Source organism: Staphylococcus sp. HMSC062H10, from assembly GCF_001836945.1.
Taxonomy (GTDB): Bacteria; Bacillota; Bacilli; order Staphylococcales; family Staphylococcaceae; genus Staphylococcus; species Staphylococcus aureus.
This window is the reverse complement of record NZ_KV830952.1, coordinates 18,837-33,878: the sequence shown is the minus strand read 5'-3', so window position 1 is coordinate 33,878 and position 15,042 is coordinate 18,837. Positions and strand designations below refer to the sequence as shown.

General features: G+C 30.3%; 21 protein-coding genes. 11 read left to right on the top strand and 10 right to left on the bottom strand.

Going from position 1 to position 15,042, the window contains the following annotated elements:
• The 6 genes from HMPREF2658_RS00840 to HMPREF2658_RS00815 form a co-directional block, all read left to right on the top strand.
• The coding region (locus HMPREF2658_RS00840) for an LPXTG cell wall anchor domain-containing protein (protein ID WP_141758271.1) at positions 1-758 on the top strand (758 nt) is incomplete at its 5' end.
• 220 nt (positions 759-978) lie between these two features.
• Positions 979-2,514, top strand: a complete 1,536-nt coding sequence (gene vwb, locus HMPREF2658_RS00835) for a von Willebrand factor binding protein Vwb (RefSeq protein ID WP_054194539.1) — start codon at positions 979-981, stop codon at positions 2,512-2,514.
• Positions 2,515-2,864: 350 nt separating this feature from the next.
• Entirely contained in the window at positions 2,865-3,890 is a 1,026-nt protein-coding gene (gene emp, locus HMPREF2658_RS00830; RefSeq protein WP_000727726.1) for an extracellular matrix protein-binding adhesin Emp, read from the top strand.
• Positions 3,891-4,225: 335 nt separating this feature from the next.
• Positions 4,226-4,747, top strand: coding sequence for a hypothetical protein (locus tag HMPREF2658_RS00825; RefSeq protein WP_000824479.1), 522 nt, complete (start codon positions 4,226-4,228; stop codon positions 4,745-4,747).
• A gap of 340 nt (positions 4,748-5,087) precedes the next feature.
• Positions 5,088-5,774, top strand: a complete 687-nt coding sequence (locus tag HMPREF2658_RS00820) for a thermonuclease family protein (RefSeq protein ID WP_001622483.1) — start codon at positions 5,088-5,090, stop codon at positions 5,772-5,774.
• A gap of 356 nt (positions 5,775-6,130) precedes the next feature.
• The gene (locus tag HMPREF2658_RS00815; protein WP_001059082.1) at positions 6,131-6,331 is read left to right on the top strand and encodes a cold-shock protein; all 201 of its coding nucleotides are present in this window, start codon (positions 6,131-6,133) and stop codon (positions 6,329-6,331) included.
• 496 nt (positions 6,332-6,827) lie between these two features.
• On the opposite strand, the gene HMPREF2658_RS00810 is transcribed toward HMPREF2658_RS00815, so the two are convergent.
• The 5 genes from HMPREF2658_RS00810 to tsaA form a co-directional block, all read right to left on the bottom strand.
• Positions 6,828-7,046 carry a hypothetical protein gene (locus HMPREF2658_RS00810; protein ID WP_000005884.1) on the bottom strand — a complete coding sequence of 73 codons (219 nt, stop codon included), beginning with the start codon at positions 7,044-7,046 and terminating at the stop codon, positions 6,828-6,830.
• Positions 7,047-7,118: 72 nt separating this feature from the next.
• Positions 7,119-7,391, bottom strand: coding sequence for a hypothetical protein (locus HMPREF2658_RS00805; protein ID WP_001004400.1), 273 nt, complete (start codon positions 7,389-7,391; stop codon positions 7,119-7,121).
• Between the two features lie 87 nt (positions 7,392-7,478).
• The gene (gene lnsA / locus HMPREF2658_RS00800) at positions 7,479-8,048 is read right to left on the bottom strand and encodes a lipoprotein N-acylation protein LnsA (RefSeq protein ID WP_001106662.1); all 570 of its coding nucleotides are present in this window, start codon (positions 8,046-8,048) and stop codon (positions 7,479-7,481) included.
• Between the two features lie 187 nt (positions 8,049-8,235).
• The gene (gene tsaT, locus HMPREF2658_RS00795) at positions 8,236-8,424 is read right to left on the bottom strand and encodes a type II toxin-antitoxin system toxin TsaT (protein ID WP_000052076.1); all 189 of its coding nucleotides are present in this window, start codon (positions 8,422-8,424) and stop codon (positions 8,236-8,238) included.
• A gap of 28 nt (positions 8,425-8,452) precedes the next feature.
• The gene (tsaA, locus tag HMPREF2658_RS00790) at positions 8,453-8,713 is read right to left on the bottom strand and encodes a type II toxin-antitoxin system antitoxin TsaA (RefSeq protein WP_001059690.1); all 261 of its coding nucleotides are present in this window, start codon (positions 8,711-8,713) and stop codon (positions 8,453-8,455) included.
• Positions 8,714-9,053: 340 nt separating this feature from the next.
• On the opposite strand from tsaA, the gene HMPREF2658_RS00785 reads away from it, so the two are divergent.
• Positions 9,054-9,257 carry a sterile alpha motif-like domain-containing protein gene (locus HMPREF2658_RS00785; protein WP_000145160.1) on the top strand — a complete coding sequence of 68 codons (204 nt, stop codon included), beginning with the start codon at positions 9,054-9,056 and terminating at the stop codon, positions 9,255-9,257.
• Here HMPREF2658_RS00785 and HMPREF2658_RS00780 read toward each other — a convergent pair.
• Positions 9,254-9,490, bottom strand: coding sequence for a hypothetical protein (locus HMPREF2658_RS00780; RefSeq protein WP_000368687.1), 237 nt, complete (start codon positions 9,488-9,490; stop codon positions 9,254-9,256). The two genes, HMPREF2658_RS00785 and HMPREF2658_RS00780, sit on opposite strands and share 4 nt — an antisense overlap.
• A 223-nt stretch (positions 9,491-9,713) precedes the next feature.
• Between HMPREF2658_RS00780 and HMPREF2658_RS00775 the strand changes: the two genes are divergently transcribed.
• Positions 9,714-10,295, top strand: coding sequence for a histidine phosphatase family protein (locus HMPREF2658_RS00775; RefSeq protein WP_001140696.1), 582 nt, complete (start codon positions 9,714-9,716; stop codon positions 10,293-10,295).
• A 72-nt stretch (positions 10,296-10,367) separates the two neighbouring features.
• On the opposite strand, the gene HMPREF2658_RS00770 is transcribed toward HMPREF2658_RS00775, so the two are convergent.
• The 3 genes from HMPREF2658_RS00770 to HMPREF2658_RS00760 all read right to left on the bottom strand — a co-directional run bounded on the left by HMPREF2658_RS00770 (position 10,368) and on the right by HMPREF2658_RS00760 (position 12,456).
• On the bottom strand, positions 10,368-10,985 hold the full coding sequence (locus tag HMPREF2658_RS00770) for a LysE/ArgO family amino acid transporter (protein WP_000255550.1): 618 nt from the start codon (positions 10,983-10,985) through the stop codon (positions 10,368-10,370).
• A 155-nt stretch (positions 10,986-11,140) separates the two neighbouring features.
• Positions 11,141-11,635, bottom strand: coding sequence for a GNAT family N-acetyltransferase (locus HMPREF2658_RS00765; protein WP_000569884.1), 495 nt, complete (start codon positions 11,633-11,635; stop codon positions 11,141-11,143).
• A gap of 398 nt (positions 11,636-12,033) precedes the next feature.
• A complete protein-coding gene (locus tag HMPREF2658_RS00760; protein ID WP_000974451.1) occupies positions 12,034-12,456 on the bottom strand; it encodes an organic hydroperoxide resistance protein in 423 nt (140 codons plus the stop codon).
• A gap of 147 nt (positions 12,457-12,603) precedes the next feature.
• Here HMPREF2658_RS00760 and aroD point away from each other — a divergent pair, with 147 nt between their 5' ends.
• The gene (gene aroD, locus HMPREF2658_RS00755; RefSeq protein WP_000150033.1) at positions 12,604-13,320 is read left to right on the top strand and encodes a type I 3-dehydroquinate dehydratase; all 717 of its coding nucleotides are present in this window, start codon (positions 12,604-12,606) and stop codon (positions 13,318-13,320) included.
• An 82-nt stretch (positions 13,321-13,402) separates the two neighbouring features.
• A complete protein-coding gene (locus HMPREF2658_RS00750) occupies positions 13,403-13,942 on the top strand; it encodes a nitroreductase family protein (RefSeq protein WP_000422908.1) in 540 nt (179 codons plus the stop codon).
• 149 nt (positions 13,943-14,091) lie between these two features.
• Here HMPREF2658_RS00750 and HMPREF2658_RS00745 read toward each other — a convergent pair whose 3' ends face one another.
• Positions 14,092-14,412 carry a thioredoxin family protein gene (locus tag HMPREF2658_RS00745; RefSeq protein ID WP_001147956.1) on the bottom strand — a complete coding sequence of 107 codons (321 nt, stop codon included), beginning with the start codon at positions 14,410-14,412 and terminating at the stop codon, positions 14,092-14,094.
• Between the two features lie 143 nt (positions 14,413-14,555).
• Between HMPREF2658_RS00745 and HMPREF2658_RS00740 the strand changes: the two genes are divergently transcribed.
• Positions 14,556-14,912 (top strand): arsenate reductase family protein, encoded by a 357-nt coding sequence (locus HMPREF2658_RS00740; protein WP_000589550.1) that lies wholly within the window; start codon positions 14,556-14,558, stop codon positions 14,910-14,912.
• Positions 14,913-15,042 lie beyond the last annotated feature (130 nt).

Below are 15,042 nucleotides of genomic sequence, written 5' to 3'. Positions count from 1 at the left end.
ACTCAGACAGCGACTCAGACTCAGATAGCGATTCCGATTCAGCGAGCGATTCAGATTCAGCAAGTGATTCAGACTCAGATAGCGACTCAGATTCCGATAGCGATTCCGACTCAGACAGCGATTCAGATTTAGCAAGCGATTCAGATTCAGCGAGTGATTCCGATTCAGCGAGTGACTCCGATTCAGATAGCGATTCCGACTCAGACAGCGATTCAGATTCCAACAGTGACTCAGACTCAGATAGCGATTCAGACTCAGACAGCGACTCAGATTCCGACAGCGATTCAGATTCGGATAGCGATTCAGATTCAGACAGCGATTCAGAATCAGATAATGACTCAGACTCAGACAGCGATTCGGATTCAGCGAGTGATTCCGACTCAGGTAGTGACTCCGATTCATCAAGTGATTCCGACTCAGACAGTGACTCAGACTCAGCGAGTGATTCCGATTCTGATTCAACGAGTGACACAGGATCAGACAACGACTCAGATTCATCAAGTGATTCCGACTCAGACAGTGATTCCGACTCAGACAGCGACTCCGAGTCAGGTTCTAACAATAATGTAGTTCCGCCTAATTCACCTAAAAATGGTACTAATGCTTCTAATAAAAATGAGGCTAAAGATAGTAAAGAACCATTACCAGATACAGGTTCTGAAGATGAAGCGAATACGTCACTAATTTGGGGATTCCTTGCATCATTAGGTTCATTACTACTTTTCAGAAGAGAAAAAGAAAATAAAGATAAGAATTAAGTAATAATGATATTAAATTAATCATATGATTCATGAAGAAGCCACCTTAAAAGGTGGCTTTTTTACTTGGATTTTCCAAATATATTGTTTGAATATAATTAATAATTAATTCATCAACAGTTAATTATTTTAAAAAGGTAGATGTTATATAATTTGGCTTGGCGAAAAAATAGGGTAAAAGGTAGGTTGTTAATTAGGGAAAATTAAGGAGAAAATACAGTTGAAAAATAAATTGCTAGTTTTATCATTGGGAGCATTATGTGTATCACAAATTTGGGAAAGCAATCGTGCGAGTGCAGTGGTTTCTGGGGAGAAGAATCCATATGTATCTGAATCGTTGAAACTGACTGGGAGTAAAAGTACAGGTGTTACACCAGCAATGTATAAAGAAAATTTAGAATCTTTAATATCATCTTTATCATTTGCAGATTATGAAAAATATGAGGAACCAGAATACAAAGAAGCAGTTAAAAAGTATCAACAAAAATTTATGGCTGAAGATGATGCATTAAAAAAATTTTTTAGTGAAGAGAAAAAAATAAAAAATAGAAATACTAATACTAATACTAATACATCAAATTATCTGGGATTAACACACGAAAGATATGAGTCAATTTATAATTCATTAAAAAATCATCGTGAAGAATTTTCAAAAGAAATCGAAGAAATTAATAATAAAAATCCAGAGTTAAAAGAATATAACAATGAGGAACAAACTAAAGCTGATACGGAATTAAACACTCTTGAAAATCAAGTACTAATGATAGGTTATACATTTTATCACTCGAATAAAAATGAAGTAGAAGATTTATATAACAAATTAGATATGATTCTTGGTTATAAAGATGAAGAGAGAAAAAAGAAGAGGGCTACCAATCAAAGAATGTTCAATAATAAAAAAGAAGATTTAGAAACTATTATTGATGAATTCTTTGGAGAAATTGGACAACAAAGGCCAACATCTATACCAACATTAGCGCCTAAAGAAGAGAAAGAAACAAATACTAATAATGCTAATAAATTAAAATCTGACACTGAAGCAGCAAAAAATGACGAAACAAAAAGAAGCAAGAGGAGTAAAAGAAGTTTAAATACTCACAATCACAAATCTGCATCTCAAGAAGTAACTGCAGAACAAAAAGCTGACTACGAAAAAAGAGCTGAAGAAAGAAAAGCAAGATTTCTAGATAGACAAAAAAGTAAGAAAGAACCGGTTGTATCATTAGAATATGATTTTGAACATAAACAACGTGTTGACAACGCAAACGACAAGCAACTTGTTGTTTCTGCGCCAACAAAGAAACCGACACTACCTACATATACTGAAACGACTACGCAGGTTCCAATGCCTACAGTAGAACGTCAAACTCAAGAACAAATTGTTTATAAAGCACCGAAGCAATTGGCTGGATTAAATGGTGAAAGTCATAATTTCTCAACAACGCATCAAACGCCAATAACTTCAAATCATACTCACAATAATGTTGTAGAATTTGAAGAAACGTCGGCTTTACCTGGTAGAAAAACAGGTTCTTTAGTTGGTTTGAGTCAAATCGATTCATCTCATTTAACTGAACGTGAAAAACGTGTGATTAAGCGTGAGCATGTTAGGGAAGCTCAAAAATTAGTTGAAAACTATAAAGATACACATAGTTATAAAGACCGTTTGAATGCCCAACAAAAAGTAAATACATTAAGTGAAGGGCATCAAAAGCGATTTAATAAACAAATAAATAAAGTGTATAATGGCAAATAATTAATTCATGGCTGACATATAACTAATGACTTTGCCTCAAAAATAACAACACTTTAAACTAGCAATAAAATAATTCAAAGACATCATTTCAATGATGTCATTTAGTGTAGTCCACATTCTAAACAGGTGTGGACTATTACTTTTTTCACTTTATATTACGAAAAAATTATTATGCTTAACTATCTATATTAATCGTTAATTTTAAGGTGAAAAACAATAAAAATGTTAAGACAACGTTTACTTCAAGTTAATTATTATACTGAAAACTCTGGTATATAATGCTGTTAGTGAATATAACAGGAAAATTACATTGGTTATAACTTTGAGTCTATATAAAGGAGAAATAACAGATGAAAAAGAAATTATTTGTTTTAACTATGAGCACGCTATTTGCTACACAACTTATCAATTCAAATCACGCTAATGCATCAACAGAAAGTGTTGATAAAAACTTTGTAGTTCCAGAATCAGGAATTAATAAAATTATTCCAGCTTACGATGAATTTATGAGTGCACCAAAAGTAAATGTTAGTAATTTAGCTGACAACAAAAACTTTGTGGCTTCTGAAGATAAATTGAATAAGATTGCAGATCCTTCAGCAGCAAGTAAAATTGTAGATAAAAACTTTGCCGTACCAGAATCAAAATTAGGAAACATTGTACCAGAGTATAAAGAAATCAATAATCGAGTGAATGTAACAACAAACAATCCAGCTTCAAAACAAGTTGACAAGCAAATTGTTTCTAAAGGCCCAGAGGTTAATAGATTTATTACTCAAAATAAAGTAAACCATCGTTTCATCACTACGCAAACACACTACAAGAAAGTTATTACTTCATACAAATCAACACATGTACATAATCATGTAAACCATGCAACATCTTCTATCCATCAACATTTTACTATTAAACCATCAGAAGCACCTAGATATACACACCCATCTCAATCTCAATCGTTAATTATAAATCATCATTTTGCGGTGCCTGGATACCATGGTCATAAAGTTGTAACACCAGGACATGCTAGTATTAGAATTCATCACTTTTGTGCTGTACCTCAAATAAATAGTTTTAAGGTTATTCCATCATATGGTCACAATTCTCACCGCATGCATGTACCAAGTTTCCAAAACAATACAACTTCAGTTCATCAAAATTCTAAAGTAAATAAAACTTATAACTATAAATACTTTTATACTTATAAAGTAGTCAAAGGTGTAAAAAAACATTTCTCATTTTCAAAATCACACGGTTATAAAATTGTTAAACCAGCATTAAACATCAAAAATGTAAATTATCAATATGCTGTTCCAAGTTATAGCCCTACACACTACGTTCCTGAATTTAAGGGTAGCTTACCAGCACCACGAGTATAAATTTTGGCACTAAGTTTACGAGATATGATAAATACCTATTATTTTAAATATAGTCTGCAATCTATGAGGTTGTAGGCTATGTTTTTTGCAGTTTATCAATAAACACCCATCAACAAATTATACCTTTTTTCTACTTAGAAAGTTGAAAAGTAACGCAATCTTAAATAATCATTTTATTAATTAATATAAATATAAGACTCAAAATAATAGTTAATAGTTTGTTTATCGCAAGTTAATTATTGTTTCTAAAATATTGGTATATAATTTTCAATGGCGAAGAAAACAGGGTAAAAAAGTCGGTTTTTAAATCAAAGCAAATAAGGGAGCATAAACAAATGAAAAGGAAAGTGCTAGTACTAACAATGGGTGTAATTTGTGCAACTCAATTGTGGCATTCTAATCACGCAAACGCATTAGTGACAGAAAGTGTTGAAACTAATTTTGTTGTAAAAGATTCGGATAATAAAAATTTTTTACAAACCCATACTGAAATTACTACTGAGGAGAAATTTTCAATAGTAGAAAAGAGTCAATTAAATACACTAAAATCACTATCTAATGACAACTACATAGAATATGATTTACATACTAATCAAACTGGTAGTAAAAAAGGTTGGTTATATGGCTATAGTGAAATTGACTCATCACATTTCACAGACCGTGACAAACGCGCTATCAGACGTGATCATGTTAAAGAAGCACAAAACTTGATTAATGATTATAAATATACACAAAAATATGAAGACTTTGCTAAAGCTACTGCAAAGGTAAGTACACTTAGTCTGTCTCATCAAAATTATTTAAATAAACAAATTGATAAAGTGAATAATAAGATAGAGAAAACTGAAAAACCCTAATCCAAAGTAATTTATAAGTTATATATCTCGTTTTTAAATGACAATTTATCCCCGTAAATATAATAAATAATCTTTTCAAATTCCGCATAGATATAGAGACGCCAATAAACCTCTTTGTCTCGATATAATAGTCTGCAACGATTCATGTTGTAGGCTTTTTAATTTTACAAATAAGGCTAAATATATAAGTTCTGACACCTAAAATATAGAAAATACATAAAAGTAAGTATAGTTATTTTATTATAATTATTAAATTTTTATTAATTAATTGTAAAAATGTAGAATTATAATTAATTAACGTTTAATATTAAAATTAACTAAAAAGAAAGAGGTGTTAGTTATGACAGAATACTTATTAAGTGCTGGCATATGTATGGCAATTGTTTCAATATTACTTATAGGGATGGCTATCAGTAATGTTTCGAAAGAACAATACACAAAGAGGTTTTTCTTTTTCGCTACTAGTTGCTTAGTGTTAACTTTAGTTGTAGCTTCAAGTCTAAGTAGCTCAGCAAATGCATCACAAACAGGTAACGGCGTAAATAGAAGTGATTCTGAAGATCCAACAGTATACAGTGCAACTTCAACTAAAAAATTACATAAAGAACCTGCGACATTAATTAAAGCGATTGATGGTGATACGGTTAAATTAATGTACAAAGGTCAAACAATGACATTCAGACTATTATTGGTTGATACACCTGAAACAAAGCATCCTAAAAAAGGTGTAGAGAAATATGGTCCTGAAGCAAGTGCATTTACGAAAAAAATGGTAGAAAATGCAAAGAAAATTGAAGTCGAGTTTGACAAAGGTCAAAGAACTGATAAATATGGACGTGGCTTAGCGTATATTTATGCTGATGGAAAAATGGTAAACGAAGCTTTAGTTCGTCAAGGCTTGGCTAAAGTTGCTTATGTTTATAAACCTAACAATACACATGAACAACTTTTAAGAAAAAGTGAAGCACAAGCAAAAAAAGAGAAATTAAATATTTGGAGCGAAGACAACGCTGATTCAGGTCAATAATGCTCATTGTAAAAGTGTCACTGCTGCTAGTGGCACTTTTATAATTTTTAGATCACGATATGATTTATTATCCATTCAGAATTAAAAAAGTAAATAGTATCAAAAGCAAGTGTATTTAATATTAGAAAATAAAAATTTTAAATTTAGTATTAAAATGGAATATTACTATATATTTCAATGTGTATTATCACAGAAAATAAAATAATGCTTTACTTCTATATTTAAAAGTGTATAATGAAAGTTAAGTAATAAAGAGCGTGAAGAAAAATGTGAGTTATTTATATAGAATATTCTCCTTTTCATTTATGAATTTGTTACAAAATATTTAGTGCAAAAGCACGACGGAGGTATTCAATATGAATAACGGTACAGTTAAATGGTTTAATGCAGAAAAAGGTTTTGGTTTCATCGAAAGAGAAGATGGTAGCGACGTATTCGTACACTTCTCAGCAATCGCTGAAGATGGATACAAATCATTAGAAGAAGGCCAAAAAGTTGAATTCGACATCGTTGAAGGCGACCGTGGCGAGCAAGCTGCAAACGTAGTTAAAATGTAATTTTAACTTATTCAAACAGTCCTTATTATAGGGCTGTTTTTTTATGCTTTAAATCGATAGCAGTTGGTGTGGTAAAAGCACTAGCTGTTATTTTTTTGTCCAATAAATTTAGGTGGAGATCTAACAACATATAATGGTTCTAAAATAAATCGAACTGATGGAAAAGTTTTTTACTTTTGATCTGTCCGACTTTTGATTTTGAATATAAAAAAAGCGCCAATACAGAACTTTAATAATGACGAGAATTAAAGTCTGTATATGGCGATAACAAGAAGTAATGTTAAACACTCAAAATGTTTAACAATAATAGGATACCACATCGCATAATATCTTACTACTTAATTAATAATTTAACTAATCAACTTTTTGTTAATTTTTTATTAAGACTGATTAATTATTGAGAATATTTATTGTTTTTAAAATCTCATAATAATTCAGTAATCTTGTTTTCATTTAAAAGGCGAAATATTAAAATAATTAAATAAAAATATTGTGTTTAATTTACAGCGTCAAATATACTTATTTCTAATGCTTTGGGGTCTACTGAAACAAGTAGAGAATGATCGATGTTACTAACATTGCCATTCTCCAAATCTATTTCTGTGAGTATTTGGAAGCTACCATTAGGCAACGGTTTAACAATAGACAATTGCTTTTCCGCTTGTTGTATTAAAAAAGGTTTTGTAGATTGATTATTAATATGCCATTCACTCATGTATATTTTCACTCCTGATTTAAAATAGGGTTAGAAAGTTTATAGTTGAGACATTCATGTTCAACCAAAATTTTATTCAAATTCAATAAATGTCTTGTTTAAAATAGAAATATTGTAAATGTTATCGTCCAAAACTTCACCAGTTAAGTATTTGTTTTGAATTAAAATTTGGCAGTTAGTTAAGAAGTCTTGATAATCACGATCGCAAAAATAGTTTTCACGTGCATCTTTAGCATCGCCAAAAAAGTTAGCGACTGTTTCTGTTTCTCCATTATTCGAACGTTCAATATATAATTTGTAAAATTTAGCTATTGTATACTTTTGTTCTTTAGTTAGTTCATTCAAAATATTGGGCCTCCTGAAATATCATTTGTAATCTATACCCAATTTATTGCAAAACACAAACTAATTTAACTATTTGATGAAACGGTGTTAATAAGCTTTAACAAGCCTTAGTTTATATGGATCTATAAAATTATCTTTAATTGCATAGGGTGAAATAATATGTAGTCCATAACTTTTAACTGATTTTTCACTTACACCAAATTTATAAGCTTGATAGATAATTTTAGTACAATACGTAAATTTTTTGCTGTTCAAATTTAATGTAACTAGATAACGATGATTTGTATTTTCATAGTTTTTCTTAACCCAGTCAGCCGCTTTTTTACCTGCACCAGGATAGCTGCAACGATAAACTTTCATCCAATCATTTTTGCCACTTGCATAATTATATTTAAAAGATTCGAAGGATTGTGTAGTTGGTTTGTCGCCAGGCCCCTCAATTTGCAAAATCGTTTTATCATCAATCGCGATACTACAATGACCAAAAAATCCCCACATGACAGGCCCTTTTGTAATAATAATATCACCAGGTTGTAATTGGAATTTGTCATCTTGAATTTCTGAATACTTATTATCTGCAATTGTTTTTGGTGAGTTTATAGGGGATACGACAACGAATAATATAAGTACAATTATCGTTCGTTTAATATAGTTCACTTAAAAGCTCCTTGTTGAAGAAATATATGTAAATAGTCTTAAATTAGAATTGTAATCTTTAATAAGCTTGTAAGACTAAAACATATCTTAAATATTAAAGTATGAGAGTGTGAAATGTCTATTAAGAATAAAAAACAGTCTGAAACATCTTTGAGACGTTTCAGACTGGATATAAAATGAATTTCATTTATAGCACACCAAATATAAATGTGTATATTAATATAGCGAATCCAAAAATATAGAGAATGACAGTGAAACTTAAATAGGACTCTTTTTTAGATTCTTTGCCAGTTTTTTTCATTAATACGAGTATAAACGTAGCGGCAACTAAGAAAATTAATGCTAGCCAAAACAGAATTGCAAAATGTAAAGACATGTAAAACCCTCCTTATATACCGTAATTATTAACCTATAAAACTATAAAAAATAGGATAAATGTAATAGAGAACGAGTACGATATTTATAAAAAATAATATTTCACTTAACCAGTTTTTAGTTATCATTGCAATGGTAAAGGATACTATGAGTATCACACCACAAATGATAATACCAGGCAGGAGCCAACATAAATCATCTAAATCTTTATTATATGTGATTAAAATATTAAAGATAACAAAAGTGGTAGTAATAACTATATTGATAGCATTTAACAAAATGTTATTCATGACTGACACCTACTAGTATAAAAATAGCTTCTTAATAAATATGATAACACTATTTTCCAATAGGTAAATAAAAAGTATAGTTATTTTTAAATTATTATTTGTAGAATGCTAAAGTTTATTAATTCAAACAAGTGAGCATATATAGGGGTGTATAGTATTAATATGAAAAGAATATTTGTATACTAAAAACCCTTAAAGTTGTATAATTCGTTAATATTTTTAGAATCAGATAACAAAAAAATGTGCAAAATCACTTTTGCACATTTACAAATACTAGTTTTCTGATAAGATTAATAATAACACTTTAAATAGCGCTTAATAAATGAAGGGGGCAGGTCTTATGACGTTTTACAATTTCATCATGGATTTTCAAAATGATAACACACCATTTGGTATATTGGCCGAACACGTTAGTGAAGATAAAGCATTCCCTCGATTAGAAGAAAGACACCAAGTAATTAGAGCATATGTGATGTCTAATTACACAGATCATCAATTAATTGAAACTACAAATAGAGCTATTAGCTTATATATGGCAAATTAATTTGAGTAGTACCAATTATGATGTATTAGTGCATCCCAAATATCTTTTGTTTTAAAGTTTATTTCATCATTTCTTATCGAAAATGGTGTAATAATGTCTTTATCTAACCAAGTGTTTATAAGTTCATTTGGTACACCATCTAACAACATTTCACTTTTACTAATTATAAAACATTCCCAGTCAAGTGAAACATTTTGTGGATTCACATAATTACATTGATTATGATTATCCATAAATACTCACTCCTTTAAAATTCTGTACTCTTCATTACATTTTACCCCGTCACATTATCTTTTAAACTAAAATCATCATTACTTATGAAAAAATGTACATCAAAAGCAATGGTTTTCGCTACCGAAAAAGTTTAAATAATGGTTTAATATATTTGGTACTCATTTTAATAAAAAGAGAATACATTTTGAGTTATCAATACTTTTTATTGAAGAGGTGTTATTGTTGGCTAAAACGTTATATTTAATGCGCCACGGACAAACTTTGTTTAATTTTAAGGGACTAATTCAGGGATTTGGAGATTCGCCGCTAACAGAACTTGGAATCGCTCAAGCTCAAAAGGCACGTAGCTATTATGAAACTAAGGGGATAAACTTCGATTTATATGCATCATCAACGCAAGAACGCGCAAGTGACACACTTGAAAATGTTGCACCTAACCAATCGTATCAACGTTTTAAGGGACTGAAGGAATGGCATTTTGGATTATTTGAAGGTGAGTCAGTCTATCTATTTGATAATCTATACAAGCCTGAGGACTTATTCGGAGATCGAATTGTTCCTTTTAAAGGAGAGGCAAGGCAACAAGTTGAAGATCGCATTGTGAAAACTTTACATGACATTATGTCTCAAACAAAGAACAATGCATTAGTCGTGAGTCATGGAACAATAATGGGAGTATTTTTAAGATATTGCCTTAAACTAGATGAAGCATTAAAGCATAATATCGGTAATTGTAATATACTGAAATTTGAATATGACAATGGAACATTTAAATTTGTTGAGTTAATTGATCCAAATTTATAATAAATAAAGCGTTATACATGGACACAAGTATGTCTTTTGTATAACGCTTTTAAAATACTACTATATAACGCTTTAGAATAATAATTGAATAAGTTTTTGTAATATCATCAGAGCAACAATAATAATTATTATGCTTGATATTTTATTGATTATTGTTAATAATTTTCCGGTTTTATCAATTGATCCAATCATTTTTCCTAAAATTGCGAGTAAAAAGAACCATAACCATGAAACGCTAATACAAGCGATTGTAAACGCAATTTTATTGCTGCCACTATATAATGCAGCACTACTACCAATTACACCAATTGTATCTAAAATAGCATGTGGATTGAGTAATGAAACCGATAAAGCAAAACTTACTTGTTTCATTGGAGATATAATTTGAGCTTCTCCATCTGTTGAGGGTTTATCATGCCAAATGGTCCAAGCCATATACATCAAGAAAATTAAACCAACTATATAAATAATTGCTTGAAGTACAGGTAAAGACATAATAATGATAGATACTCCTACCACTGCAATAATAATAAGTAAGCTGTCTGACAACCCGGCTGTAATTATTGCAGGCAATACATATCTATATTTTGGTTGATTAGCTCCTTGGTTAAAAATAAATACATTTTGTGCACCTAAAGGTAAAATTAGACCAATCGCTAAGATAAATCCATGAATAATTGCGGTTACCATTAAGTTTTGACACCCCTAAAACATAGAATATTCTGAAAAAACTTATTGATATCATATCAAATAAAAAACAACTACTCAATAGTAAAGTAGTTGTATGAAAAATAGGTTGATATATGATTTGAATTTATGAGAAATGTAGAATATATAAAACTGTATTACTTATTAATCAAATCATAAAAAAGCCAATGTTCATCGAAATAGGTATTTCCGATTTTTATTGCATTTTTCTCAAAACCAAGAATGTCGAATCCTAGTGCACTATAGAAAACTTTAGCACCTATGTTGTTTGACACAATTGATGTAAGTAAAGATTCGTAATTGTTCTGCCGTGCATAATTAATAATGAAATTAATGAGCTCGCTATTAATCGATTTATCGTTATTAGTAACAAAGTTGTATTTAATTAATGATTTATGTTCTTTTCCAACGTATCGAATTTGTTCTAAGGCAGCTGTTGCGATAAGTGTTTCGTTTTCATAACAGCCAAATACAATACATTTCGGTGAACCTTGATTTAAAATGTCATGTATTAAGGTGTCAGTCATTGTTTGACTATAATGTGAATCTTGAGTGAATTCTTCATTGACTGTCGAAACAAGTCTCTTATACTCATTAAAATCATTATTCGTTAATGTTTTAATTTCAATCATTACTGACCTCCTTAATCATTATTAAGAAAGATTTTGTACTAAAAAAATTTCTTAATTACATATTAAAATGTTTATTAAAATTTTGCAATCATTGATTTATATGCACATTCTTGTAAATGGATTATCAATTTAATTATATTTATTTTTAAGTTCAGGGAATTATGGAATTGGTTATTGGTCGACACTGGACTTTTATTTGTAGACGGTATGCGAAGAAGTCAAGCCAGTATTGGAACCGGTCACATTTATGATGACTAAGGGACAATCATTTTCAGTTAAATATTGCCAGAAATTTCAATCACGATTAGAAAAAATAACCAACCAAAAATTTTTGGTTGGCAAATTTGAATTTTATGTGAATTTTATTAATAACGTTGAATAATCACTTTAAGTTAATGTTAATCTACAACATTTACAATTAAATCGACATTAATATTTCCTTGAGTCGCTTTTGAATATGGACAAAATTCATGAGCCATTTGTAAATATTTTTCAGCTTCTTCTTGAGATATAACATTTTTAATTGTCGCATCAATTGAAACACTTAATTTAGGACTTTCTGAGTCTGGATCATCTTCTAGTCTCACTGTTAGTGTTACTTCTGGATGAGCATCACGCACTTTGTTTTGCTTTAAAATTAGGTCGAAGGCACCGTTGAAGCAAGATGCATAACCTGCTGCAAATAATTGTTCGGGGTTAGTAGCTTTACCATCTGCTTGAGCAGGCGGAACGATATCAATATCTAATGCTTGATCATCAGTATAAACATGTCCTTTACGTCCGCCAACATTCGTCGCTTTAGTTTCATAATGTATTGCCATTCTTATAACCTCCTAATTTAAAATACATTTATGCTTTACCCATTCGAAAATACCTTAATCATTTTCATTTATAGCATTGTTTGATTGAAGGATAAAAAGTTGTTGTTTACAATAAAAATAATGAGTATCTGAAATGAGGGATTTACTATGACACATGTGGAAGTAGTAGCGACTATCACGCCACAATTACATATCGAAGAAACTTTAATTCAAAAAATTAATCATCGTATTGATGCAATAGACGTATTAGAATTACGAATTGATCAAATTGAAAATGTCACAGTTGATCAAGTGGCAGAAATGATTACAAAGCTGAAGGTTATGCAAGATTCATTTAAATTATTAGTTACGTATCGTACAAAGTTACAAGGTGGATATGGGCAATTTACAAATGACTCGTATCTTAATTTAATATCAGACTTAACAAATATCAATGGCATAGATATGATTGATATAGAATGGCAAGCAGATATTGACATTGAAAAACATCAACGAATCATTACACATTTGCAACAGCATAATAAAGAGGTGATTATATCACATCATAATTTCGAAAGTACGCCTCCGTTAGATGAATTGCAATTTATATTTTTTAAAATGCAAAAGTTCAACCCAGAATACGTTAAATTAGCAGTAATGCCACATAATAAAAATGATGTGTTAAATTTATTGCAGGCAATGTCTACATTTTCAGATACTATGGACTGCAAAGTTGTTGGTATTTCAATGTCTAAACTTGGACTAATAAGTAGAACGGCTCAAGGCGTTTTTGGTGGTGCGTTGACTTATGGTTGTATCGGAGAACCACAAGCTCCAGGACAGATTGATGTTACTGATTTAAAAGCACAAGTGACTTTATACTAATAAAATGAATTAGGTTGCTTTTGTGTAAGTGCTGTCTTATAATTGAGAAGTATTATCATTGTTCGTGGAGGAGCGATTTTAGATGGAATTACAACAAGCAATAGCTAATAGAAGAAGTGTGAAAAAATTTAAAAGAGATATGCACATAGATGACGCATTGCTATATCAAGCAATTGAGAAAGCTGCTGATGCTCCAAATCACGGAATGAGGGAACCATGGAGAGTTGTGCATGTTCCGAAAGACAGATTAGGAGATATGAGTAAGGATATTTCTAAATTTGCATTTCCTAATGAATTAGATAAGCAACAATGTCATTATGATGCAGTAACGAAACTAGGTGGCATGTTATTGCTTATTTTAAAAACAGATCCAAGACAACGTCAAAATGATGAAAACTACTTTGCATTTGGTGCATATGCACAAAATCTTATGTTGTTACTTTATGAAGCGGGAATAGGTACATGTTGGAAATCGCCATTATATATCTATGATCCTAAAGTAAGAAAAACACTTGGTATAAAGAAAGACGAAGTTCTTGCTGGATTCTTATATTTAACGGATTTAGAAGAAGATATGCCTAAAGCACCACGTAAAAATAGAAACTTAATTACATTATATTAATATGTATAATTATAGAAACATTAATAAAAGCTGAGACATGAATTGATGGACATCTATCGAGTTAGAGATTTAATCTAACTTACTAGAGTCGGTACAATCACAGTCTCAGCTTTTTATTGTGCAGTATAAACTCATTTTTATTTTAGTATTTATTTAAAAGTTTCTGCTAAAAATGATTCAACTTGTTCAGGTGATTTAGCATTTGCTGAATGAAGGTGTGCAATTTTGTCACCGTTTTTAAATACTAGCAAGCTAGGGATACCCATAACTTCATTTTCAACAACGACATCTTCTAATTCATCACGATTGACAGTATACCATTGATAACCATTATATTGTTCAACGATTGGATCAATCCACATATCCATCGCACGACAATCAGGGCACCATCCTGCCTCGAATTTAACAATTACAGGTGTATCGCTATTAATTACAGATTTAAATGATTCATTACTTTTGATTGCTTGCATTATAACAACTCCTCTAGATAGTTTAATAATTTTTATTATAGCTAAATTTATATCATAATAAAAAATTTTAGCTTCAAAATGAAAGCCTTTTGCTATGGAAAATGATATATTTATGTTAAATACATAAAGGAGGTTGCAGTCGTATGATTAAATTTTACCAATATAAGAATTGTACAACTTGTAAAAAGGCAGCAAAGTTTTTAGATGAATATGGCGTAAGTTATGAACCAATTGATATCGTTCAACATACACCTACAATAAATGAATTTAAAACAATAATTGCAAATACAGGCGTAGAAATTAATAAATTGTTTAACACACACGGTGCGAAATATCGTGAGCTTGATTTGAAAAATAAATTACAAACTTTATCAGATGATGAAAAGTTAGAGTTGTTATCATCTGATGGTATGTTAGTAAAGCGTCCTCTAGCAGTCATGGGTGATAAAATAACATTAGGATTCAAAGAAGATCAATATAAAGTGACTTGGTTAGCGTAAGCATAATGTAAACGTTTACTAAATATCTCGAAATTTAGATTCATTACATGTAAAATGAAATAAGCTATACAATTGTTAATTTTTATAAATATAGTTGAATAGCATCTAGCCTTATGGCATCATTAATGAT

Excerpts from the sequence above, each read along its gene's own strand:
- tsaA (WP_001059690.1), bottom strand. The coding sequence starts at position 8,713 with ATGAATAACATTTTGTTAAATGCTATCAATATAGTTATTACTACCACT.
- HMPREF2658_RS00810 (WP_000005884.1), bottom strand. The coding sequence starts at position 7,046 with ATGAGTGAATGGCATATTAATAATCAATCTACAAAACCTTTTTTAATA.
- HMPREF2658_RS00785 (WP_000145160.1), top strand. The coding sequence starts at position 9,054 with ATGACGTTTTACAATTTCATCATGGATTTTCAAAATGATAACACACCA.
- HMPREF2658_RS00825 (WP_000824479.1), top strand. The coding sequence starts at position 4,226 with ATGAAAAGGAAAGTGCTAGTACTAACAATGGGTGTAATTTGTGCAACT.
- aroD (WP_000150033.1), top strand. The coding sequence starts at position 12,604 with ATGACACATGTGGAAGTAGTAGCGACTATCACGCCACAATTACATATC.
- HMPREF2658_RS00750 (WP_000422908.1), top strand. The coding sequence starts at position 13,403 with ATGGAATTACAACAAGCAATAGCTAATAGAAGAAGTGTGAAAAAATTT.
- HMPREF2658_RS00770 (WP_000255550.1), bottom strand. The coding sequence starts at position 10,985 with ATGGTAACCGCAATTATTCATGGATTTATCTTAGCGATTGGTCTAATT.
- HMPREF2658_RS00820 (WP_001622483.1), top strand. The coding sequence starts at position 5,088 with ATGACAGAATACTTATTAAGTGCTGGCATATGTATGGCAATTGTTTCA.
- tsaT (WP_000052076.1), bottom strand. The coding sequence starts at position 8,424 with ATGTCTTTACATTTTGCAATTCTGTTTTGGCTAGCATTAATTTTCTTA.
- emp (WP_000727726.1), top strand. The coding sequence starts at position 2,865 with ATGAAAAAGAAATTATTTGTTTTAACTATGAGCACGCTATTTGCTACA.
- HMPREF2658_RS00765 (WP_000569884.1), bottom strand. The coding sequence starts at position 11,635 with ATGATTGAAATTAAAACATTAACGAATAATGATTTTAATGAGTATAAG.
- HMPREF2658_RS00745 (WP_001147956.1), bottom strand. The coding sequence starts at position 14,412 with ATGCAAGCAATCAAAAGTAATGAATCATTTAAATCTGTAATTAATAGC.
- HMPREF2658_RS00740 (WP_000589550.1), top strand. The coding sequence starts at position 14,556 with ATGATTAAATTTTACCAATATAAGAATTGTACAACTTGTAAAAAGGCA.
- HMPREF2658_RS00760 (WP_000974451.1), bottom strand. The coding sequence starts at position 12,456 with ATGGCAATACATTATGAAACTAAAGCGACGAATGTTGGCGGACGTAAA.
- HMPREF2658_RS00815 (WP_001059082.1), top strand. The coding sequence starts at position 6,131 with ATGAATAACGGTACAGTTAAATGGTTTAATGCAGAAAAAGGTTTTGGT.
- HMPREF2658_RS00780 (WP_000368687.1), bottom strand. The coding sequence starts at position 9,490 with ATGGATAATCATAATCAATGTAATTATGTGAATCCACAAAATGTTTCA.